Source organism: Stenotrophomonas sp. STEN021 (genome assembly GCF_056760175.1).
On the sequence record NZ_JBRREH010000045.1, the window covers coordinates 1 to 17,385 of the forward strand.

Consider the following 17,385-nt stretch of genomic DNA (forward strand, 5'->3'; position numbering starts at 1 on the left):
GTTCGAATACATCGAGCGGTTCCACAACCCGAGGATGCGACGAAGGGTCGCCAGGCAAGACCAGAAGTTCTCAGCCCTTTTACAACCGTCCGTGATTTCGGGGTAGAACCCGTCACAGGTCGTCGCCTACGAAGGCAAGCGGACTGACGGCGGTCTGGATGGCGAGACCGTGTTCCATACGAAGACAGGGAGTCCTGGCGTCATCCTGACGATGCAGAACGGGCGCGTGGAAGGGCCGATCAAGATCTACTTCGCCGAGAAGCCTGGGCAACCCTCCTATCAGGCCACGGCTGTGAACAACGGTCTGGAGGGAGAAGCGATCAGCTACTACTTGAACGGCCAGGTCAAGGTAAAAGCCAACTTCAAAGGCAGCGTGCCTGTAGGGCTGTGGGAAGCCTACTGGGAAGAGAACGGGGCAGTCTCGGAGCGGGGCATGTACGAGGGTGGAAAGCTGGTCTCACAGACCCACTATCTGCAAGACGGCACGGAGTACCTGACCGAACCGGAGATGTGGGCGCTCCATCGTTCGATCTCACAAAGTGATGATTTCACTCTGACGCCCAAGCAGGAAGTTCTGCTGACAGAGGCGGAGAAGCGATACAACGCAGTACGCCTGTTGACGCCGGCCCAACGCGAAGCGAAGTACCAGGCGGAGCAGGAGAGCATTCGGGCCGACAAGATCGCTCGTGGACTGGATCCGGACTGCTGGGTCTGTGACGGATCGGACAAAAGGAACTGACGGGGTAAAGAGGGTAGATAGCGGGCGTGCGTCGGCACGTCCGCTGCATGCGCTTGTTTTTATTTTTGCCAAAGGATCTCAGGAGAGACGATGAAGAAGGTAGGTATGTTGGTAGGCGCCATGTGGGCCGTACTGGTGCTGGTGGGCTGCAAGAAGGAACCGGCGCTGACCCAAGCAGGGGACATCAATCTTGCTGGATGCGAAGTACCGGCGGGTTTGACGCCCGTGCAGGCAGAAGCGGTTAGCTGCGCACCTGCGCAAGCAGAGCCGCAAATCAGTGCAGGGACGTCTATAGCCGCTTCGGATGAGAGCGTCATCAATGAAGCATTGGCTCGAGAGGCCTTCATCTTCAATCAGTCAGAGGAAGACGTCGAAGCTAGGCGCTTTGCCGATGGGGACCTCAATGGTGACGGTGTCAGTGACAAGGCCGTGCTGTTCGTACTGCAGGCCACTGACGGCGGTAACGGTTACGCCACGCACCTGGCGGTCTTCCTCAAAGAAGGTAATGGTTTGACGTATGCAGACTCACTGCCTGTGTCGGGTTATGGGGAGGGAGTTCAGGAGTTCGCAGTGCAGGGAGGGATGGTTGTCATGAAGATACTGGTCCAAGGACCGGGTGATGCAACCTGCTGTCCCTCGGTGGAGAAGAATGTGAGCTACGTTCTTCATAACGGGAAGTTGACTGAGGTAGCTAGCAAACACGAATGAGGAGAGCACGCGCGCGATTCAGTCAGCCGTCGCTAGCGTCTGCTGGCTGAACGCGCCTAGTGCCCTGTCGCCTGGGTGAGATGCCGTCTATCTCAGCGCGACAGCAACGGCTTCCAACGATCCGAAGCCATCGGACCTATCCAATGCCATCAGCTGCTCTTCGGTCTTCAGCCTATAGGGCCCATCTACCCCAAAAAGGTAGTGATCGCCTTGAAGTGCACCACATGTCTGGCAATGATTGGCCCAGTATGCAAAGCCCGCCGTGCGGCTTTTTGCCAAGCGAAGCCAAGGCGCCTGCGCTTGGGGGAAAAGCTGGGCCTGTGAGTCCAAGGCTTCCACCGACTTCAGTAGTGCCGGCTCGTCAGATGTCAATACCTCTCCATCCTGCAGGTCAATCTCCTGAAAGGATGGAACCCATAGGGCTGCCGTGGGTGTGACGTCACGGCAGTAATAGCAAGTTGTTTGGGATAGCAGGAGCGCGTAGCTGGGGGCGAGTAGGGTGGCGATCATCAAACGAGCGCCTTAAAGGGTTTGGTCATTGCAAATTTCTGTTATAACCGGTTAGTCCAATGAAGGATGCGCCTTAATACGATTTCACCGTCATGATTGAATTCTTCCACTTCTTTCGTGCTTTTCAGCCATTCCAGCGCAGCGTCAAACTTACTTCTCGGCATGTCGGCTAACAGAAAAACGTCTTCCAATGAGGCGGTGCGATATAGTCGATCCCGGGCTGAGGCTGTATCCAGGCACGTTAATATAAAATCGGAATTTTGCCAGGTTGTTCGCCTTTTAATAGGTTTAGATTGTCTTGTGGTCCAGCCTCTTGCATTCTTTTTGGCGGCTGCCTCTGCTTTTGCGATTGCCTTATCAGAGTACTTCGCGGGGGCGTCCACAAATACCCAGCGATACTGCGAAAGTGACCATTCCATGATCGCCCAGGCGCGTTTCACCATGTCGAGCGGGACTAGCCCTGGACGATCACAAAATACCTGAAGAACCACCGCCACCCTGAGTGTGTTCTCCCATGCTCTACGGGCGGCATCATCAACAGCCTCATACTCAGTTTTAGCCCACCGGATCAGTCGGTACTCCAAGGACGTCATGTACGCTGAGGCATGTATATCAAAGCTGATAGGGATGCGGCTGAAATCCCCGCGGTCATACTTTTCGTTTATCTGACTGATCAGGTCGGCGACTCTGGATTGGTATGCGTCGGTTGCATACTTTCCAGGCGGTGCTTCGTAGGAATCGTTCTCCGGAAATCTTTTGGGGTCGTGGCAGCCCACAATGGACCGCGGCCACCAGCCCACCCCCCGGTCACGACGGTCAAATCGGGCGACATAGTCGTACATCAAATCCGGTTGAATCCGAAATCCCACGCTCCCACGTGCATCACTGGCCTCCAGAGTCGCACCACGGACCTGCCAGTCCAAGGGGGGATTACCGCTCCACAACTGCGTCAAAGCGTCAGTGTGCTTCTTGAATAGCTCGGTTTCCAACAGGCTTGAACCATCTTCGCGCTGGAGTGTCATGTTCATGCCCGTGCCATCCAGCGTTTCCATCAGCGAACGAAAGCTGATGGCCTGGGTTATCAGTGCTTCCACTCGAGGCAGTCGCCTCTGAAGTGGCGGATCGACTACATCAGTTCCCTGATGCGCCGGACGAACACGCGCCTTCTTTGCCTTGATGAACTGTTCGAAGAAAACTCCGTAGGAGCGCCCTTTGCCTGTGGCCGTTGGGGCCAGGGCACACGTATTGATGGTCGCTGGCAGAACTCCACCATCAGGCGCCCGACAGTCAAATCCGCAGTGAACGACAGCGCCCGCTGCTGAAAGTGCGTCTGTCAGTGCGATTGCCGCCGGTACGCGCTTGGCGGTAATGAGATGCAGGGCGACGGAACGCAGGGGATCGGGCAACTGATCGATAGGGCAGATCGGTCGATGGTGCGGGATAGGGTGGGGGGTCTCGAACAAGAGGGAGCTCCGGTGGCGCAATGCGGCATGTTGATTCGAGCCTAATCATTCAGTTGTAGAAGGCAATAGCTGGGCACCCATATCGAACCGGCGACAAGGTCCATTGCCTAGGATTTGGACGCTATCGGACAAGCCGAGTTAACCCCGTAGGGGAAAAGGCAAGTTTTCTTTCGCTAAGTGAGCGATAGCTCGGAGCACTCGCCCGTGGATGAGCCGGCCTGCGCAAGCTCCTTTGCTTGGACGCTTGCCTAGCCCCGGCAGATCGGCACATTGCCGCACCCCCAGCCGGTTGGATTTGGCAAGCTGCAAATTCCTTGATTTTTTTTCCGTATTCGCTTGGCGAGCCATATGCTTTGCTGTGCCTCTACCCGCCCGGCATGCAGTGCGAGGCGGCCTTAAAGGACGTTTGTAGGAGGTGGTTATGAACAACAGCAAGATTCCTCGCGGTCAGGTTGACCGCAGTCCGGGTTCGTATTTGCCCGCCCGCTTTGGCTTCGATGGTTCTTGGAGTTCCGAGACCTTGGGCGAGCCGCGTACTCTGTCAACAGACGTGATGACTACGAAAGTGCGCCTCTCGGGCGTTTATTGCGCGCGGGTGGACCAGCCCGCAAGCGAGCCGTGTGCGGTAGCCGTCCCTGCGCCTTCCGACACCTTCTTGCGAGAGAAGCAGGTTCTGGAGATCACCGGCTTGGGTCGTTCGTCGATGTGGTCGTATTGCAACCCGCGCTCGCGTTACCACGATCCGTCTTTCCCGAAGCCGGTGAAGATCGGTGCACGCGCGGTCGCATGGCGCGCCAGTGAAGTCTTTGGCTGGGTCGCCTCGCGTCGTGCTTTCAAGTGAGCGATTCGCTAACTCGGCAGTGTTGACATAATGGACTGAAGCAGGAATTGCTTGGGCCTGGCGGGATTCAGTACGGGGATTTCCAGTGAATTCCCTTAGGGGAAATTCGGATATATAGATTATCTATCTATCTAATCTATCCATCTATCTGGGTGGTTAAGCTGTCCTTCTAGGGAATCAAGCTGATCCATCTGTCTGTGTAATCCATCTGTGCGGATATATATCTGTGTGGATATATCCGCACTTAGTGTGCGCTCTACTTGTTCGTTACTGTTTCAAGCTAGGCTTGACCTGCAAATACTCCATGACTGGCATCGCAGGCAAGACTTGTTGCCGAGCCGCTATCAGGGGCGGCCATTTATTGCGTCAATCTCTTTTGCGCTCCCTGTCCACGCTTTCGAGTGACTGCCGCTAATTGCCGCAGGAGCAGGGCGGGGTGCTCCATCCCGGAAACAACATGAAAAATCGTAAGCAGAAGGGAGCCCCGGATTCAGCGTGGGCTATTAAGGTCAAAAAGATTGTTAAGGCAGAAGCGGCTCGCGAACGCTTGGTTGAGACCTGCGTTCGTGTGGTGAGTCAGAACGGTCGGGTACGAGTCCCTGGTACCGAGCAGTACTACAGCACCGACCAGGAAGCTGTCTGGTTCACGGGTACCGATGACACGGCGTTCAAGGACTTCACCTCGATAACGTTGGCTGAGCTGTACGAGGCTCTCCGGTGCGAGGGGGAGCCCGGCACGCTGGCTTCGCGTCGGAAGGCATTGGATCCTTATGTGCTGACCAAGTTGGGGAAGCTGATCGTGAGTGCGTGTGCGCTGTATCGCCAGGAGTGGGCGACAACGTACAGCAACCACGTGTTCAACCCTGAAACCACTGTGCTGATGCGTGCCATGAAGCGCTACGCACGGGCCATCGGCCACTCCAAGATGGGAGAGGGGCTGCAGTCAGAGGATCTGGCGCTCTTGCTGGCTCGGTTCTGCCGGTTTGTGCGTCGTGCGTGCGGCACGTGGCGCTTCATCAACGCAGTACGTGAACAGAACAAGCAAGCGCAGGCGAACTTCGAAAGCGCCCGTGAGTACATCTGCTACTTGGCCGGGCGCCATTCAAAGTTGCTGATCATGCGAATTGATCTGTACTACAGCCCGTACTACGACGCGCCAGGAGCATACAAGCACATTGACCGCTTCCTGAACTGGCTGCGCGATAGTGCCTGGTGCAGGCGGCATCTGCCGGACTACTTGGGTTTCATCATCAAGTGCGAGAACGGGGTAGTGCGCGGCATGCATTGGCACCTGATGGTGATCTGTGAGGGCAACGAGCAGCAGAATGGCGGTTGGCTGTCTCAGCAGCTCGGTGAGGCGTGGATGGCTCGTGTCGGGGCGACGGCAGGCAGCTACCATAACTGTTGGGTCGATCGAAAGAACTATGAGTATGACGGACTGGGTGTACTCACCCTCAAGGACAGGGAGAAAATGATCGGACTGCGTGCCGCGCTGCACTATCTGACCAAGCAGGACTGCGTGCTCAAGCTGACCAATGATAAGACCCGCAACTTCTGGCGGTCGACCATGAGTAGCAAAGAGCCGAGCAAGCGCGGCCGACCGCGAATGGAGGAGAACAGCGTGCAGCTGCTCAAGGAGATGTTGGGCGGGCGTCGTAGCAAGTATCCGCCTGGCGTCGAACCGCGTAGCAGAGCGTAGTTACCTGTGGCAATTGCGGTTGCTGCCTAGGCGCACCTTTCCTTTCAGGCGTGATCAGCAAGGCCGTAGAGGACAAACAAGATGTAGCCCTCCAGTGGTGGAGGGCTACATTTTAGTTCAATGTTTGATCAGGACTCGGGGAAGTGTGGCGAGCTGATTGAGTGGTATCCGTCCTTGAGCGCATAAGCTTCCGTAACCATGGCGGGCTAGGCTGGAATGCTTGGCCCGTCATAATTGACCTGAGTACTTTCCTGCAAGTTCTTTGGCCTGATTGATGCTTAGCTCATCGATCCGGAGTAGGTTGTCGATAAGTACGGAAATGTCATTTTCTCTGACTGCGCGCAAGTAATTGTGTAACCGTGCCACTTGATAGCGCATCCATGCATGATAGCTAAGTGTGGTCCCCCTAAACGTAGCTTGATACTCGAAGAATCGGTTCAGGTAGATCTGGACGACACCTTGGTGCTGATGGGGATCGTCCGCATTTCGCCCCTTATCAAAGTGCCAACGTGCACGACTGCCTTGGGTTTCTTGGCCGTGCCAGTAAGGTTCATATGGGATGCCTGCTTTCTGCTCGTAGTGGAATGAGCAGAAAGCTGAAACAACGTCGCAAATGGAGAGCACCGGAGCTTTCGGGTCGTTCGATCCAAAAATTCTAGACTTGTAACGCACGAGCAGCCATTCCGCTCGTTCAGCGTTGAGGTCCACTCGACCGTCAATGCCAGTTGCGGAGCGTATAGCAGAGACTATCTCTTCGCGATAGTCTGAGCTCAGTCGATCAATGCTTTTGGGTGTAAGCCATTGATCGAATGGCGTCACTTGAATGTCCGAGTTCAAGGCAATGGCGAGGCAGATCTTCTGGAGATGCTCGATGTCGGCCGCTGAAGTGTCCTTGATTGCGGTGGAACGGAGATGCTGATGGTGGTGCATGACGAAGTGCCGAAAGGCAAGCGTCTCTAAGTAAACAAACATGGCCTCTGATGTAGGGCAGAGCGGTTCTTTGCTAAGACGGATTTCGATAGCATCCTGGAGATTGGATAGCGCGTGATAGGCCTGCGCCAAGTTGTAGTCGCTGCTGATTGCCGAATTCAATATTCGAGAAACCGCATCGCTGGTTCGTTCTGCAATCAAGCAGAACTTTTCGGCCGTTGTCTTGTGCTGTTCGTCGCCAAGAAACTGAGATAGGCGACGTCGCTTGCTGGCATCCACGTCATTGCTTAGGGTGCCTACTAGACGATTGATTAGTTCAGCAGCTTCCCTGTCCCTGGTAATGGTGGTTCCAGTGCTGAACTCCATGGTTGGGCGGTCAACTGGGGAGCGCAGGAGGTTGAATATTTGTTTACTACTACGTTCGTTTTCAAGAAATAGAAGTTCTATGGTCCGCATTGTATCGATCGGGAGCCTTTCGCTTCCATCGGTCACCGATACTTCAACGGAACTCTGGAGGAAGGCGAATAGCTTCTTGAGGGATCGAAACGTAATCTTCTCAAAGCTGCCTCTTGGGTGATAAAGATTAAGGTGATCGAGCAACTCTTTGACTGTTGCTGTTCCTTCAACCCCGTTAGTCGCGACACGGCGTGAAAGAAAATCGCGGGACACTTCCTGTGCGGCCTTTGCTGATTCCATTTTCAAACTCGTCATGTCCGTCGTGCGTCTTTATTGGCGATCTTACTTTAGAAGATTCAGTCTATGCTTGATCACAAGGGAGCTGAATTGCCACGGATTTGACAGGGGCGACACCCTGGAGATTTCTATGCCAGCGTGAAGGATCGTGAGGCTGGCTGCCTTCGCAGATAGGCATGTGGTGGCTGCGATCCATCCTCTCGCATCAAATGGGCAATCCGGTGCTTGCAGCTACTCTCGGGGTCGGTTACCCATCCGTGATTGGAAGGCAGCCCTGAACCGATTTACCATCCAGTTTGAGGGGCGACTCCCTCAGCTGTAACCCGAATCCCGTTTACACAAAAATCTGCACACGCTCGGTCATTGCGCAGCAAGCGGCAGGCTGTTGAGCTCTGCGCGTGCTTCCCGCCATCGCGGGAAGTGTTCGTCAAGCAGTGCGATAAAGTGTTCGTCGTGGGTTGGCGCTATCAGGTGGGCTATTTCGTGGACCACCACATACTCGAGCAAGTGCCGCGGCTTTTTCACCAGCTCAGTGTTCAGGCGGATATGGCCGCGGGCATGGTTGCAACTTCCCCAGCGGGTCTTCATGCGTTGCAGGTAGTAGCCATGCACCTTGACCCCAAGCCGGGGTTCCCAGGCCTTGATCAGATCGGGCAGAACGGCATGCAGCTGCGCCTTGTGCCATGCATGCATCATTTCCGCGCGCTTTACCTCATCGGCACCGGGGCGCACCCTGAGCGTGATGCGTTTGTGATCGAGGCGGACCTCCGGCTTGGCATCCACATACTGCACATCAAGCAGGTAGCGATGCCCCCAAAGGATGTGGCTTTCGCGGGTGATATGACGCCGCGGGGTCTCACGGGCCTGTGCACGGAACTCGGCTTGCTGTTTACGGATCCAGCCGAGCCGAGTGATGGCATAGGCCCGAAGCACGTCCAGGCGCGAGCGCATGGGTGCGACCAGCGTGACCCGGCCTTCTGGCGGATGCACGGTCAGGTGTACGTTCTTGACGTCCTTGCGCGTCACCGCGATTTCGATATCGCCCAGCAGAAAGGTGTCCATCATCGGTAGCCAGCCTGGTTCTTGACCAGCTCGTACAGCTTGATCATGGCCTCACGGTTGCCCTCAACCACCGCAAGCAGGGCGCGCTGCACGGCTCGTTCCTTGATCGCGTCACCCTTCCAGCCGGCGGGCACATCCGCGCGCATGACCGCGTCGATCTTCACCGCCATGCCGATCAGCTCGCTGCCGTGCAGCGGCGCATCATCGGCAATGTGCGTGGCATCGACGGGCCTGGCCAGGATGTCCGGCAGGTTGCGGTAGATAAGGGAGGCCTCGGGCTTGTCACGCAACGCCTCGGGCACCAGCTCGCCACCGGCTGCATGCGTTGCCAGTTTCCTGGCCAGTGCTTCGGCCTGCCTCAGGAACTCCGCGTAGCTTTCCGCATCGGCGCGCGACTGCTTGATTAGCTCGTCAAGCAGGCTCGACATCTCCTTGAAGAAGCGCGGATCGGTCAGGCGCTCCTGGATGATGGCCTTGCGCACGTTGTTGATGATGCCCTCGGCCACCGCCTTGTTGCTGCTGCCCTTGGCATTGAGCTTCTGCGCGATGGCGTCGTGGATGCCGCTCTTGACGATCAGGTCCATCAGCGACAGGTCGCCCATGTCACCCAGTTCACGGGCTTCATCGGCGCGCACGTAGCGGTTGAGCAGGTCGCGCATATCGCCCTCGAAGGGCTTGATGTCGAACTCCTCGCCGGAATGGTTCTTGATGGTCGCGCGCATCTCGACGTAGAAGGCCACCTCCCGCTCCAGCCGGTCTACCGTGGCCTCGTTGTAGCCAGCGTTCGACAACTCGCTGCCAATGTCCGCCCAGGCCCGCACGAACGCCGTCACCAATTTGTAGAAGGAAATGCGCAGTGGTTCGGTCTGTTCCAGCGCCTCGGCATCCTGTGCCTGGCCGCAGAAGTAGGCGATGAACTGCTCCAGGTCGCGCGGCGCCAGCACCGGCTCGCACAGGTGTAGCAGCGCCTCGCGACTCTCCTCCAGCTTCTTCACGCCTTCGCTGATCCAGTTCTTCAGGATGACATTGCCGTCTTGCCCGTCCTTGCCATCCACCACCAACTGGTCGGAGCTGTAGACCGAAATGGCCTCCTGTACCTTGCCGAACAGTTCCTTAAAATCGACGATGTAACCGTAGTCCTTGTCATCGCCATCGAGGCGATTGGTGCGGCAGATCGCCTGGAACAGGTCGTGGTCGCGCAGGTTGCGATCCAGGTAGATGTATGAGCAGCTGGGCGCGTCGAAACCGGTCAACAGCTTGCTCACCACGATCAGCAGCTTGCAGTTGGCCGGCTCGTCCTTGAAGCGCCGCTTCATCTCCGCTTCGTACTTGTCGGTGTTGTCGAAATCCTTGAGCACCCAATCCCTGTAGGTGTCGTACTTGTAGCGGTAGTCGCTGCCCGCAGGCTCCTTTGAATACTGGGTCTTGTCCGGTTCGAAGGAGGTGATGATGCCGACGTGCCTGCCGAAACTGGTGTTCTGGAACAAACGGAAATAGTGGCAGGCGTCGTAGATCTCGTCGGCCACCAGGATTGCGGTGCCATGCCCGTCGTTCAGGCGGCGGCGCGTGTCGAAGTCCTCCAGGATGCTGCGGATGATGCGGTCCTTGCGCTCGCCCGAGCTGAGCAGCTCCTCCATCGTGGCCCAGCGCTTGCGCAGTGCCGCCTTCTGGAAGTTGTTGAGGTGCTTGGTCTTGTTGGCGAAGTACTCTTCGATCTTCTTCTGGTTGCCCAGCTGCTGCGGTACCTCGCGCGCCTCGTACTTCAGATCCAACACCACCTTGTCGGCCACCGCTTCGGGGAATTTGTAGGTGTGGATGTAGGTGCCAAATACGTCGTGGGTGGTCTGCCTGTCCTTGCGCAGCAGTGGCGTGCCGGTGAAACCGATGAAGATCGCATCGCCCAGCCAGCGCTTCATCTGCTTGTTCATGTCGCCGCCCTGGGTGCGATGGGCCTCATCCACGAATACGTAGAAGCGCCCGTGCGCGCGCGGCGGCAGGGCGGTCAGGTCGCTGGTATCGAACTTGTGGATCAGCGCGCACAACAGCCGTGGCTTAGTTGCGCCCAATTTGTCCACTAGGTCGGCGCGTGAGCCCACCCGGGTGGAGTCCAGCCCGGAGTTCTTCAATACCTTGGTGATCTGGTCATCCAGCTCCTCGCGGTCGGTAATGACCAGGATGCGGGCATTGGCGTCGTCCTCCAGTAGCCATTTGGCTAGCAGCACCATCAGGATGCTCTTGCCGCTGCCCTGGGTATGCCAGATCACCCCGCCTTCGCGTTTGCGGGTGCGTTCCTGCGCGGCCTTGATGCCGGCGTACTGGTGCTGCCTCGGCACCTTCTTGATGCCGGCGTCGAAGATCACGAAGTGGTAGAGGAAATCCAGCAGCCGCGCCTTGTCCAACATCTGCGCCAGCGGCCGGTCCAGCAGCACGCCGGCCTCGCCAGCGGCCAGGCCGGCCTCGTCCTTCCACTGCACATAGAACGCTTCCGGGCTACCCACGGTGCCGTAGTACAGCCCTTGTGCATCGTTGCCGGCCAAAAGCAGTTGCACGGTGCTGAAGAACGCCTGGTTGAAGGCAGGCTCCTGGTTGCTAATCAACTGGCGTATGCCTTCGGCCTTGTCTTTGCTGCCACGCTTGAGCTCGATCACCGCCATGGCGATGCCGTTGATGTACAGCACCATGTCCGGGCGGCGCTCGAGACCCCCACGCAGGGTGACTTCCTCGGCCAGCGCGAAGTCGTTGTTGTCCGGGTTGGCCCAGTCGATGAAGTGGACCTTCCGGGTCTGCTCGCCCAGTGCGGTCTGCACGTCGGCGCCATAGCGCAGCAGGCCATAGGTGCGGAAGTTGGCGTCGTACAGGGTGTTGCCGCGGATCTCCGCGGTGGCTTGCAGCTGGCGCAACGCCGCCGATACCTGCGCATCGTTGTAGCCGCGCCGTTTCAGGTTGGCGCTGAGGTACTCCGGCTCGATATTGCGATTTCCCTCGCGTTTGCTCCAGTCGCTCAGGTTGTCGTAGCCCAGGCAGTCCGCACGCGAGAGGTCAGTGAACAGCCTGGCCACACGGTTCTGGGTGGTGCGTTCGGCACGGGGGCGGTTATGCATCGGCGGCCTCCGACAGGATCTCCGCTTCCACGTATCTGCGGAATGCAGCGACATCCGTGAAGCAACGGTATCCGGCCTGGCTGGCAAGCGTTATGACAGCCGCTTCCTCGTTGAGAAGCACAACCACCGGCTGGCTCAACTCTTCCTGCAGCCCGGTCGGCCATGCCAGATCGAACACCGCAATCTGTTCACCGCTCTGGGGATCTGCGTAGTCGTAATCAATCATGCCTCTTGGCAAGCCCTGATCCACGACCCAATCATTGAGCGCGTCCAGTTCGGCCTCTTCCGTCTCGCTTTCCACACCGTTGCCAATGAAGGTACTGACGATTGGCGCGACAGCCCCGGACAGCCAGCGCGTATCGCCGTGCAGCAGGTCTTCCAGGCGCTTGTTCAATTCGGCCGCGAGCAAAATCTTGCGCGCCTCCATGAACTCTCTGTAGTTCTCGATCTTCCACAGCTCGGGATCCATCGGGATCCACTGCGATGCCAATGCACCGGGATGCGCCTGCTCGATCTTCGGGAAATAGATCTCCGGAAGCGTGTCACTGATGTCGAGATTGGCGTCCTTGGTCAGAAAGCAGTAGTTGGCCAGTGCGTTGACTTCGGATTTCTTGAACTTGCGCTTGTACAACTGCGCCTTGGGGAAGATGTGGTGCACTTCCAGCTTGCTCATCTTGCCGTGCATGTTGGCCTTGAGGCTGATGCCCGATCCCCAGTCGCGCGCTTCGCCCACCCGAGTCAGCATGTACAGCACGGGATAGAAACGGGCCCCCAGGCTCCAGCCGGTGAAATGGGCTGGCTCGGCACGAAGTCCGCCGTGCCACAGGCGCAGTTGCTCCAGCAGGCGATCCAGATCACCTTCTTCGATTACACCCAGATCCTGGTCGATGAAGGACTCGACCGAACCGGAGAACCGGCCCCACATGCCGGACTGGAAGTACCAGAACAGCAGCTTGTCGCGCTCCTTCTCGTTCGGCGGCCCGAGCTTCTTCTGCTGGCGTTGGTCGAGGTAGCGCGCCATCACCGGGAAACCACCGCGGGAGAACAGCACCCGGTCGTGATCCAGGCCGAGCCGGTCGGCAATCATGTTCAGGCAGGCATCGATCTGCTTGGAGGCACGCTTTAGGGCGTCTTCTACGTCCTTGGGTCCCTGTTCGTGCAGGTACAGGAACTTTGCCTCTCCGGTCAGTACGGTATTCACCGAGCGCAGCAGCCAGTCCAGGCTGAAGTCGTAGCCGCTGTTGTGCCACTCCTTCAGCTTCTTCTTCATCTCGTCGCGCCCGGTTGGCCAGTCGGCGCAGATCTTGGCCAGAGCAAGATCGCCCTTGGACAACTTGGTGCCGCCACTGTTGACGCGATTGAAGATGTCCACCACCACGTCGAGCGACTTGTCCGCGCCGGTGACTTCCTCGATATGCAGGTCAATCTCGGCAATGCCGAGCACGCGGCTCAGGCGTGCCACGTAGTCGCCAATCCTGGGAGCCAATTCAGGCGTGGACAGCTTGCTGATATAGGCCCCCAGGCCATCGGTGCCGCCCTTCATCAGCTCGGACACATCCACCCACAGCGGGTTGTCCTTCATCTTGGCCGGCTGATAGAACTCGAAGGTCTCCGTTTCCAGGTGAAATTGCAGCCCGGTGAAGGCCTTGGCCTTGCCATCGAAGAACTTCGGTGGCTTGCCGCGGATCACGCCGTATAGCGAGGTCATGCGCTGCTGGCCGTCGAGCAGCAGCTTGACGATGCCCGGTGCCAGCGTGCCGTCGCCGCGATGGGTGGCGCCCGTTGATTCGGTGGCCCAGACCAGCAGCCCACCCACCGGGTGGCGCTTGTACATGGAATCGAACAATCCGCGGACCTGATCGCCATTCCAGACGTAGCCTCGCTGGAATTCCGGCAGGGCCATATGGCCGTTGTCGATGTGATCGAGAATGGTCGAAATTTTCATGTGGTGGACTCCCCTGTCGTCCTTGATTCAAATCAACCGGATCCGGCCGGTCAGCAGTGCCTGCATCATGCCTTGCTTGAGCTGGGTGGTTTTGGCGCGTTGGGTTTCGAGGGCGGTGAGTTCGGCGTCTATGTCGCTCAACACCCTCGCAATGACGGCTTGTTCCTCAACTCGCGGCAGAGGAAGTTCAATTTCTTCAAGATCTCCGTGCGACAAGTGCTTGACCGTAGTGCTCGATGTGATTGCCTCGATGACTTTCAATGGCTCTTGCAAACGGTAGTAGGCATAAGTCAGATCCAGATGTTTCGACGGGACTATTCGCCCGACCCGCTGATTGAGCAAAGCCTCGCCCTTGTCCCAGAAGCATGGCAAGAAATCTCCATCCATGCCAATCAAGACATCGCCATTTTTCACTAAAAAATCTGCACCAACCCCGCCGCTGTAGTGAAAAACTTGGTCGTCAGCTTTCAAATCACGGTTCTTCACCAAACGAACCCCATCCCCAGCTCTGTTGAAATACGAAGAACTGAAAGGGAACCCAACTTGGAATCGCAATACCGTATGCAGCTGCTTCACCTCCCACTCCCCACTGAACCCCGGCAGGCGGCGCTTGCCGGTGAGCAGCTCCTGCATCGCACCTTGCTTGATGGCGCGCTTCTTGGCGATCAGCGCATCCTGCGCAGCCAGCAGCGCATCCACGTCACCGAGGGCGGTAGCAATCGCGGACTGTTCGATATCACTCGGAGGCAGCGGAATGGAGAATTTTCGAATTCGCGCCAATGCCAACTTCGGCTGTGCACCAACGGTCCGCTCAGACTCGATGAAATTTTGAACGACTGGCGAGAGCATTACGTGTAGAAGAAAATCTCTGTCACATTCGATTGCGCTGATGCGATTAGCATTTTCAGTAAGATTTGCACCATCAAGCGCGTCCGGAATCTTGCCCACAATGCCAAGTGTTCCCGCCACCGAAATGAACAGGTCATCCTTGTATATCCGGTAGTTTCTAATGGGCGGGAACGCCGCCTCGGGCACGTATTTCACTTCGCGCATATCCACCCGACCCGGGTGCATATCCGTAACGCGGATGTAAGGGTGTGGTGTAACCACATCGCTAACGAAGTAGCCCATGGGCAATCGCTTCCCACTTGTAACTTTCGCAAGCGAATCCAGCGGGTGTAGTCCCCAATCGACGGGAATCACACCAACGTCGGTCTGCTTGTATTCCGGCCTCAGTTCCACGCAAACCCCATCTTTGCCAGATGCCCGGCTACCTTGGCCTCCAGCTCTTTCACCTGCGCCGTCAGTTGCGGCAGTGGTGTGTCATAGCGCTCCGCCAGTTCCTTCACCCGCCGGGTCAGTGCCTGCGATACACGCTCCACCTCGCCCTGCACGGCGGCGGACAGCGTGGCCAGCCATTTGTCATCCACCACCAGTGCCTGGATGTCGGCCACTGACAGCTGCGGGTACTTGGCCAGCGCCTTGGCGTCGAGCTCGGCGTCCAGCGCCTTGAGCCGTCTTTTCAACCCGGCCACTTCGTCGGTCAGCGCCAACCACTGTTTCAGCACCGCCAATTCCTCGGCACCGTCCGGGTCCTTGCCGATTTCGCGGATGCGGTCTTTCACCAGTGCGACGGTGATTCGGTGGAACTCGGCAAAGGCCATGTCCTCGCCGCTGTGCTCTTCCTCCAGGGCTTCCAACGCGCTGCCGGCGCTGTCCAGCGCGGTGCTGGCGGCATCAAGCGCTTGCTGTTCGGCGGCGAAGTAACGTGCCACGACCAGCGGCTTGGGCACCAGGTCGCAGGCCCAGCCCTTGTCCTTGCGCTGGCCTTTCTTGTTGGTCTCGATGATGCGCGCGGGCTCGGCCGTCCAGCCATCAGCAGACAGCAGGTAGGCGTCGTCCTGCATCGTCTGCGCCCAGTAGTCCATCAGGAGCTGATAGATGGTGTAGGCATTGAGCAGCGGCGCCTTGGCATAGGCGGCCAGCAGGCTTTCGGAAACCTCGTGGATGAACTGCTTGGGCTGGCCGCCCTGGCCGAAGCCGATCAGCTGGGGCCGGATGGCTTTTTCCCAGTCGGCGTGCAGCTTGGCCACCGTCGCCTGGAATGCGCGGAACTCGGCGTGGCCAAGGATGGCTTGCTTCACCTCGGCTTGCGGCAGCTTCAATTGCAGGTAGTCGGGGCGGCCCGCAGCCTCGAACAGGGCCTCGCGCAGGGCTGGCATGCTGGCCCAGTAGGTCGCCAGTGCGTCCACGTCGCGCTGCGGAATACCGCCGAGCAGGTGGCCTTCGATATCCTGCAGGTCTTCGGCAGCGCTGCTGTCGATATAGCGCGGCAGGTTGAGGTTGTAGTCGTTCTTGGCGTCTCGGATCTCGTCGAAGCCGACCATGCGCGCATAGCCGGGCACGTGCTGCGCCTTGTTGAAGATGTCGACGATGCGGTGGATGTCCTGCTCGCGCAGGCGGTTTTTAGCGCCGTCCTTCAGGAACCCCTTACTGGCATCGATCATGAAGATGCCGCGACGGGCGTTGGCGTTGTCCTTGTCCAGCAGCAGGATGCAGGCGGGGATGCCGGTGCCGTAGAACAGGTTGGCCGGCAGGCCGACGATGCCCGTCAGGTAGCCGCTATCGACCAGCTGGCGGCGGATCTGAGCTTCCGCATTGCCGCGGAACAGCACGCCGTGCGGCAGGATGCAGGCGCCTTTGCCGCTGGTCTTGAGGCTGCGGATGATGTGCAGCAGATAGGCGTAGTCGCCCTGTTTGGCCGGCGGTACGCCCCAGGCGAAGCGCTGGAAAGTGTCGGCATCCGGGGGGAGGCCGCTGCTCCAGGCCTTGTCCGAGAACGGCGGGTTGGCAACCACGTAATCGAAAGTCCTGAGCCGCTCGCCATCCTTGAACTTGGGATCGGCGAGGGTATTGCCCGACTGCACGGACGCATCCGGGAAGTCGTGCAGGATCATGTTCATGCGCGCCAGGCCGGCAGTGGTGGCCGAGACCTCCTGCCCGTACAGGGTGATTTGCTTGCCTGATTCAGCGGCCACTTTCAGCAGCAGCGACCCTGACCCGCAAGTCGGGTCATAGGCGGTGGTCTGGCGGTTGGTGTTGTGCGGGCCGATGCCGATCAACTGGGCGATGGTGCGGCTGACTTCGGCCGGGGTGTAGAACTGGCCCTTGCTCTTGCCCGAATCCTGGGCGAAGTGGCGCATCAGGTATTCGTAGGCATCGCCAAGGATGTCGTCGTGCTCGGCACGGTTGTCGGAAAAATCCAGTGCCGGGTCTTCGAAGATGGCGACCAGGTTGGTCAGCTTGTCCTGGCGTTCCTTGCCTTCGCCCAGTTTCTTGGGGTCGTCGAAGTCGGGGAAGTCGCTGAGTGACAGGCTGCTGCTGTTGGCTTCGACCAGCGGCTGGATGACCCGGGTGTTGATGCGCTCGCCTATGTCCGGTTTGCCCTTGAAGGCCACCATGTCGGCAAAGCTGGCCCCGGCGGGGATCACCAGCGGTGCCAGATCGTCGCCGGCGTACTTGTCGCTGACGTACTTGATGAACAGCATGAACAGGACGTAGTCCTTGTACTCGGACGGCTCCATGCCGCCGCGCAGTTCGTCGCAGCTGGCCCAGAGGGAGGAATAGAGGTCGGATTTCTTGATGGGCATGGTTGATCAGGTCTGGAATAGCAAGGTCCGCCCTGTATAGGCGG

The 17,385-nt window shown here is 58.3% G+C and carries 11 protein-coding genes; 4 read left to right on the plus strand and 7 right to left on the minus strand.

Going from position 1 to position 17,385, the window contains the following annotated elements; all coding sequences use genetic code 11:
• The first annotated feature begins 169 nt into the window (after nucleotides 1-169).
• The gene (locus ACVOL0_RS11290) at nucleotides 170-739 is read left to right on the plus strand and encodes a toxin-antitoxin system YwqK family antitoxin (RefSeq protein ID WP_481549184.1); all 570 of its coding nucleotides are present in this window, start codon (nucleotides 170-172) and stop codon (nucleotides 737-739) included.
• Between the two features lie 90 nt (nucleotides 740-829).
• Nucleotides 830-1,447 (plus strand): hypothetical protein, encoded by a 618-nt coding sequence (locus ACVOL0_RS11295; RefSeq protein WP_481549185.1) that lies wholly within the window; start codon nucleotides 830-832, stop codon nucleotides 1,445-1,447.
• 551 nt (nucleotides 1,448-1,998) lie between these two features.
• Here ACVOL0_RS11295 and ACVOL0_RS11300 read toward each other — a convergent pair.
• Entirely contained in the window at nucleotides 1,999-3,420 is a 1,422-nt protein-coding gene (locus ACVOL0_RS11300) for a DUF3987 domain-containing protein (RefSeq protein ID WP_481549186.1), read from the minus strand.
• Between the two features lie 421 nt (nucleotides 3,421-3,841).
• Between ACVOL0_RS11300 and ACVOL0_RS11305 the strand changes: the two genes are divergently transcribed.
• Together ACVOL0_RS11305 and ACVOL0_RS11310 are read left to right on the plus strand one after the other, a co-directional pair.
• Nucleotides 3,842-4,261: a helix-turn-helix transcriptional regulator gene (locus ACVOL0_RS11305; protein ID WP_481549187.1), complete on the plus strand. Its 420-nt coding sequence runs from the start codon at nucleotides 3,842-3,844 to the stop codon at nucleotides 4,259-4,261.
• A gap of 457 nt (nucleotides 4,262-4,718) precedes the next feature.
• Nucleotides 4,719-5,960, plus strand: a complete 1,242-nt coding sequence (locus ACVOL0_RS11310; protein ID WP_481549188.1) for a YagK/YfjJ domain-containing protein — start codon at nucleotides 4,719-4,721, stop codon at nucleotides 5,958-5,960.
• Nucleotides 5,961-6,188: 228 nt separating this feature from the next.
• On the opposite strand, the gene ACVOL0_RS11315 is transcribed toward ACVOL0_RS11310, so the two are convergent.
• The 6 genes from ACVOL0_RS11315 to ACVOL0_RS11340 all read right to left on the minus strand — a co-directional run bounded on the left by ACVOL0_RS11315 (nucleotide 6,189) and on the right by ACVOL0_RS11340 (nucleotide 17,341).
• Nucleotides 6,189-7,586 carry a hypothetical protein gene (locus tag ACVOL0_RS11315; RefSeq protein WP_481549189.1) on the minus strand — a complete coding sequence of 466 codons (1,398 nt, stop codon included), beginning with the start codon at nucleotides 7,584-7,586 and terminating at the stop codon, nucleotides 6,189-6,191.
• Between the two features lie 357 nt (nucleotides 7,587-7,943).
• Nucleotides 7,944-8,609 carry a M48 family metallopeptidase gene (locus ACVOL0_RS11320; protein ID WP_481549190.1) on the minus strand — a complete coding sequence of 222 codons (666 nt, stop codon included), beginning with the start codon at nucleotides 8,607-8,609 and terminating at the stop codon, nucleotides 7,944-7,946.
• A 35-nt stretch (nucleotides 8,610-8,644) separates the two neighbouring features.
• Nucleotides 8,645-11,746: a type I restriction endonuclease subunit R gene (locus tag ACVOL0_RS11325; protein ID WP_481549191.1), complete on the minus strand. Its 3,102-nt coding sequence runs from the start codon at nucleotides 11,744-11,746 to the stop codon at nucleotides 8,645-8,647.
• Nucleotides 11,739-13,691, minus strand: a complete 1,953-nt coding sequence (locus ACVOL0_RS11330; RefSeq protein ID WP_481549192.1) for a GmrSD restriction endonuclease domain-containing protein — start codon at nucleotides 13,689-13,691, stop codon at nucleotides 11,739-11,741. Before ACVOL0_RS11330 ends, ACVOL0_RS11325 begins: the two co-directional genes overlap by 8 nt.
• A 27-nt stretch (nucleotides 13,692-13,718) precedes the next feature.
• The gene (locus tag ACVOL0_RS11335; RefSeq protein WP_481549193.1) at nucleotides 13,719-14,933 is read right to left on the minus strand and encodes a restriction endonuclease subunit S; all 1,215 of its coding nucleotides are present in this window, start codon (nucleotides 14,931-14,933) and stop codon (nucleotides 13,719-13,721) included.
• Nucleotides 14,924-17,341 (minus strand): type I restriction-modification system subunit M, encoded by a 2,418-nt coding sequence (locus ACVOL0_RS11340; protein WP_481549194.1) that lies wholly within the window; start codon nucleotides 17,339-17,341, stop codon nucleotides 14,924-14,926. The genes ACVOL0_RS11335 and ACVOL0_RS11340 overlap by 10 nt, the downstream gene beginning before the upstream one ends.
• Nucleotides 17,342-17,385 lie beyond the last annotated feature (44 nt).

What these genes read in the sequence shown, in the direction of transcription:
- ACVOL0_RS11295 (WP_481549185.1), top strand. Translation starts at nt 830, where the DNA reads ATGAAGAAGGTAGGTATGTTGGTAGGCGCCATGTGGGCCGTACTGGTG.
- ACVOL0_RS11305 (WP_481549187.1), top strand. Translation starts at nt 3,842, where the DNA reads ATGAACAACAGCAAGATTCCTCGCGGTCAGGTTGACCGCAGTCCGGGT.
- ACVOL0_RS11310 (WP_481549188.1), top strand. Translation starts at nt 4,719, where the DNA reads ATGAAAAATCGTAAGCAGAAGGGAGCCCCGGATTCAGCGTGGGCTATT.
- ACVOL0_RS11315 (WP_481549189.1), bottom strand. Translation starts at nt 7,586, where the DNA reads ATGGAATCAGCAAAGGCCGCACAGGAAGTGTCCCGCGATTTTCTTTCA.
- ACVOL0_RS11325 (WP_481549191.1), bottom strand. Translation starts at nt 11,746, where the DNA reads ATGCATAACCGCCCCCGTGCCGAACGCACCACCCAGAACCGTGTGGCC.
- ACVOL0_RS11330 (WP_481549192.1), bottom strand. Translation starts at nt 13,691, where the DNA reads ATGAAAATTTCGACCATTCTCGATCACATCGACAACGGCCATATGGCC.
- ACVOL0_RS11340 (WP_481549194.1), bottom strand. Translation starts at nt 17,341, where the DNA reads ATGCCCATCAAGAAATCCGACCTCTATTCCTCCCTCTGGGCCAGCTGC.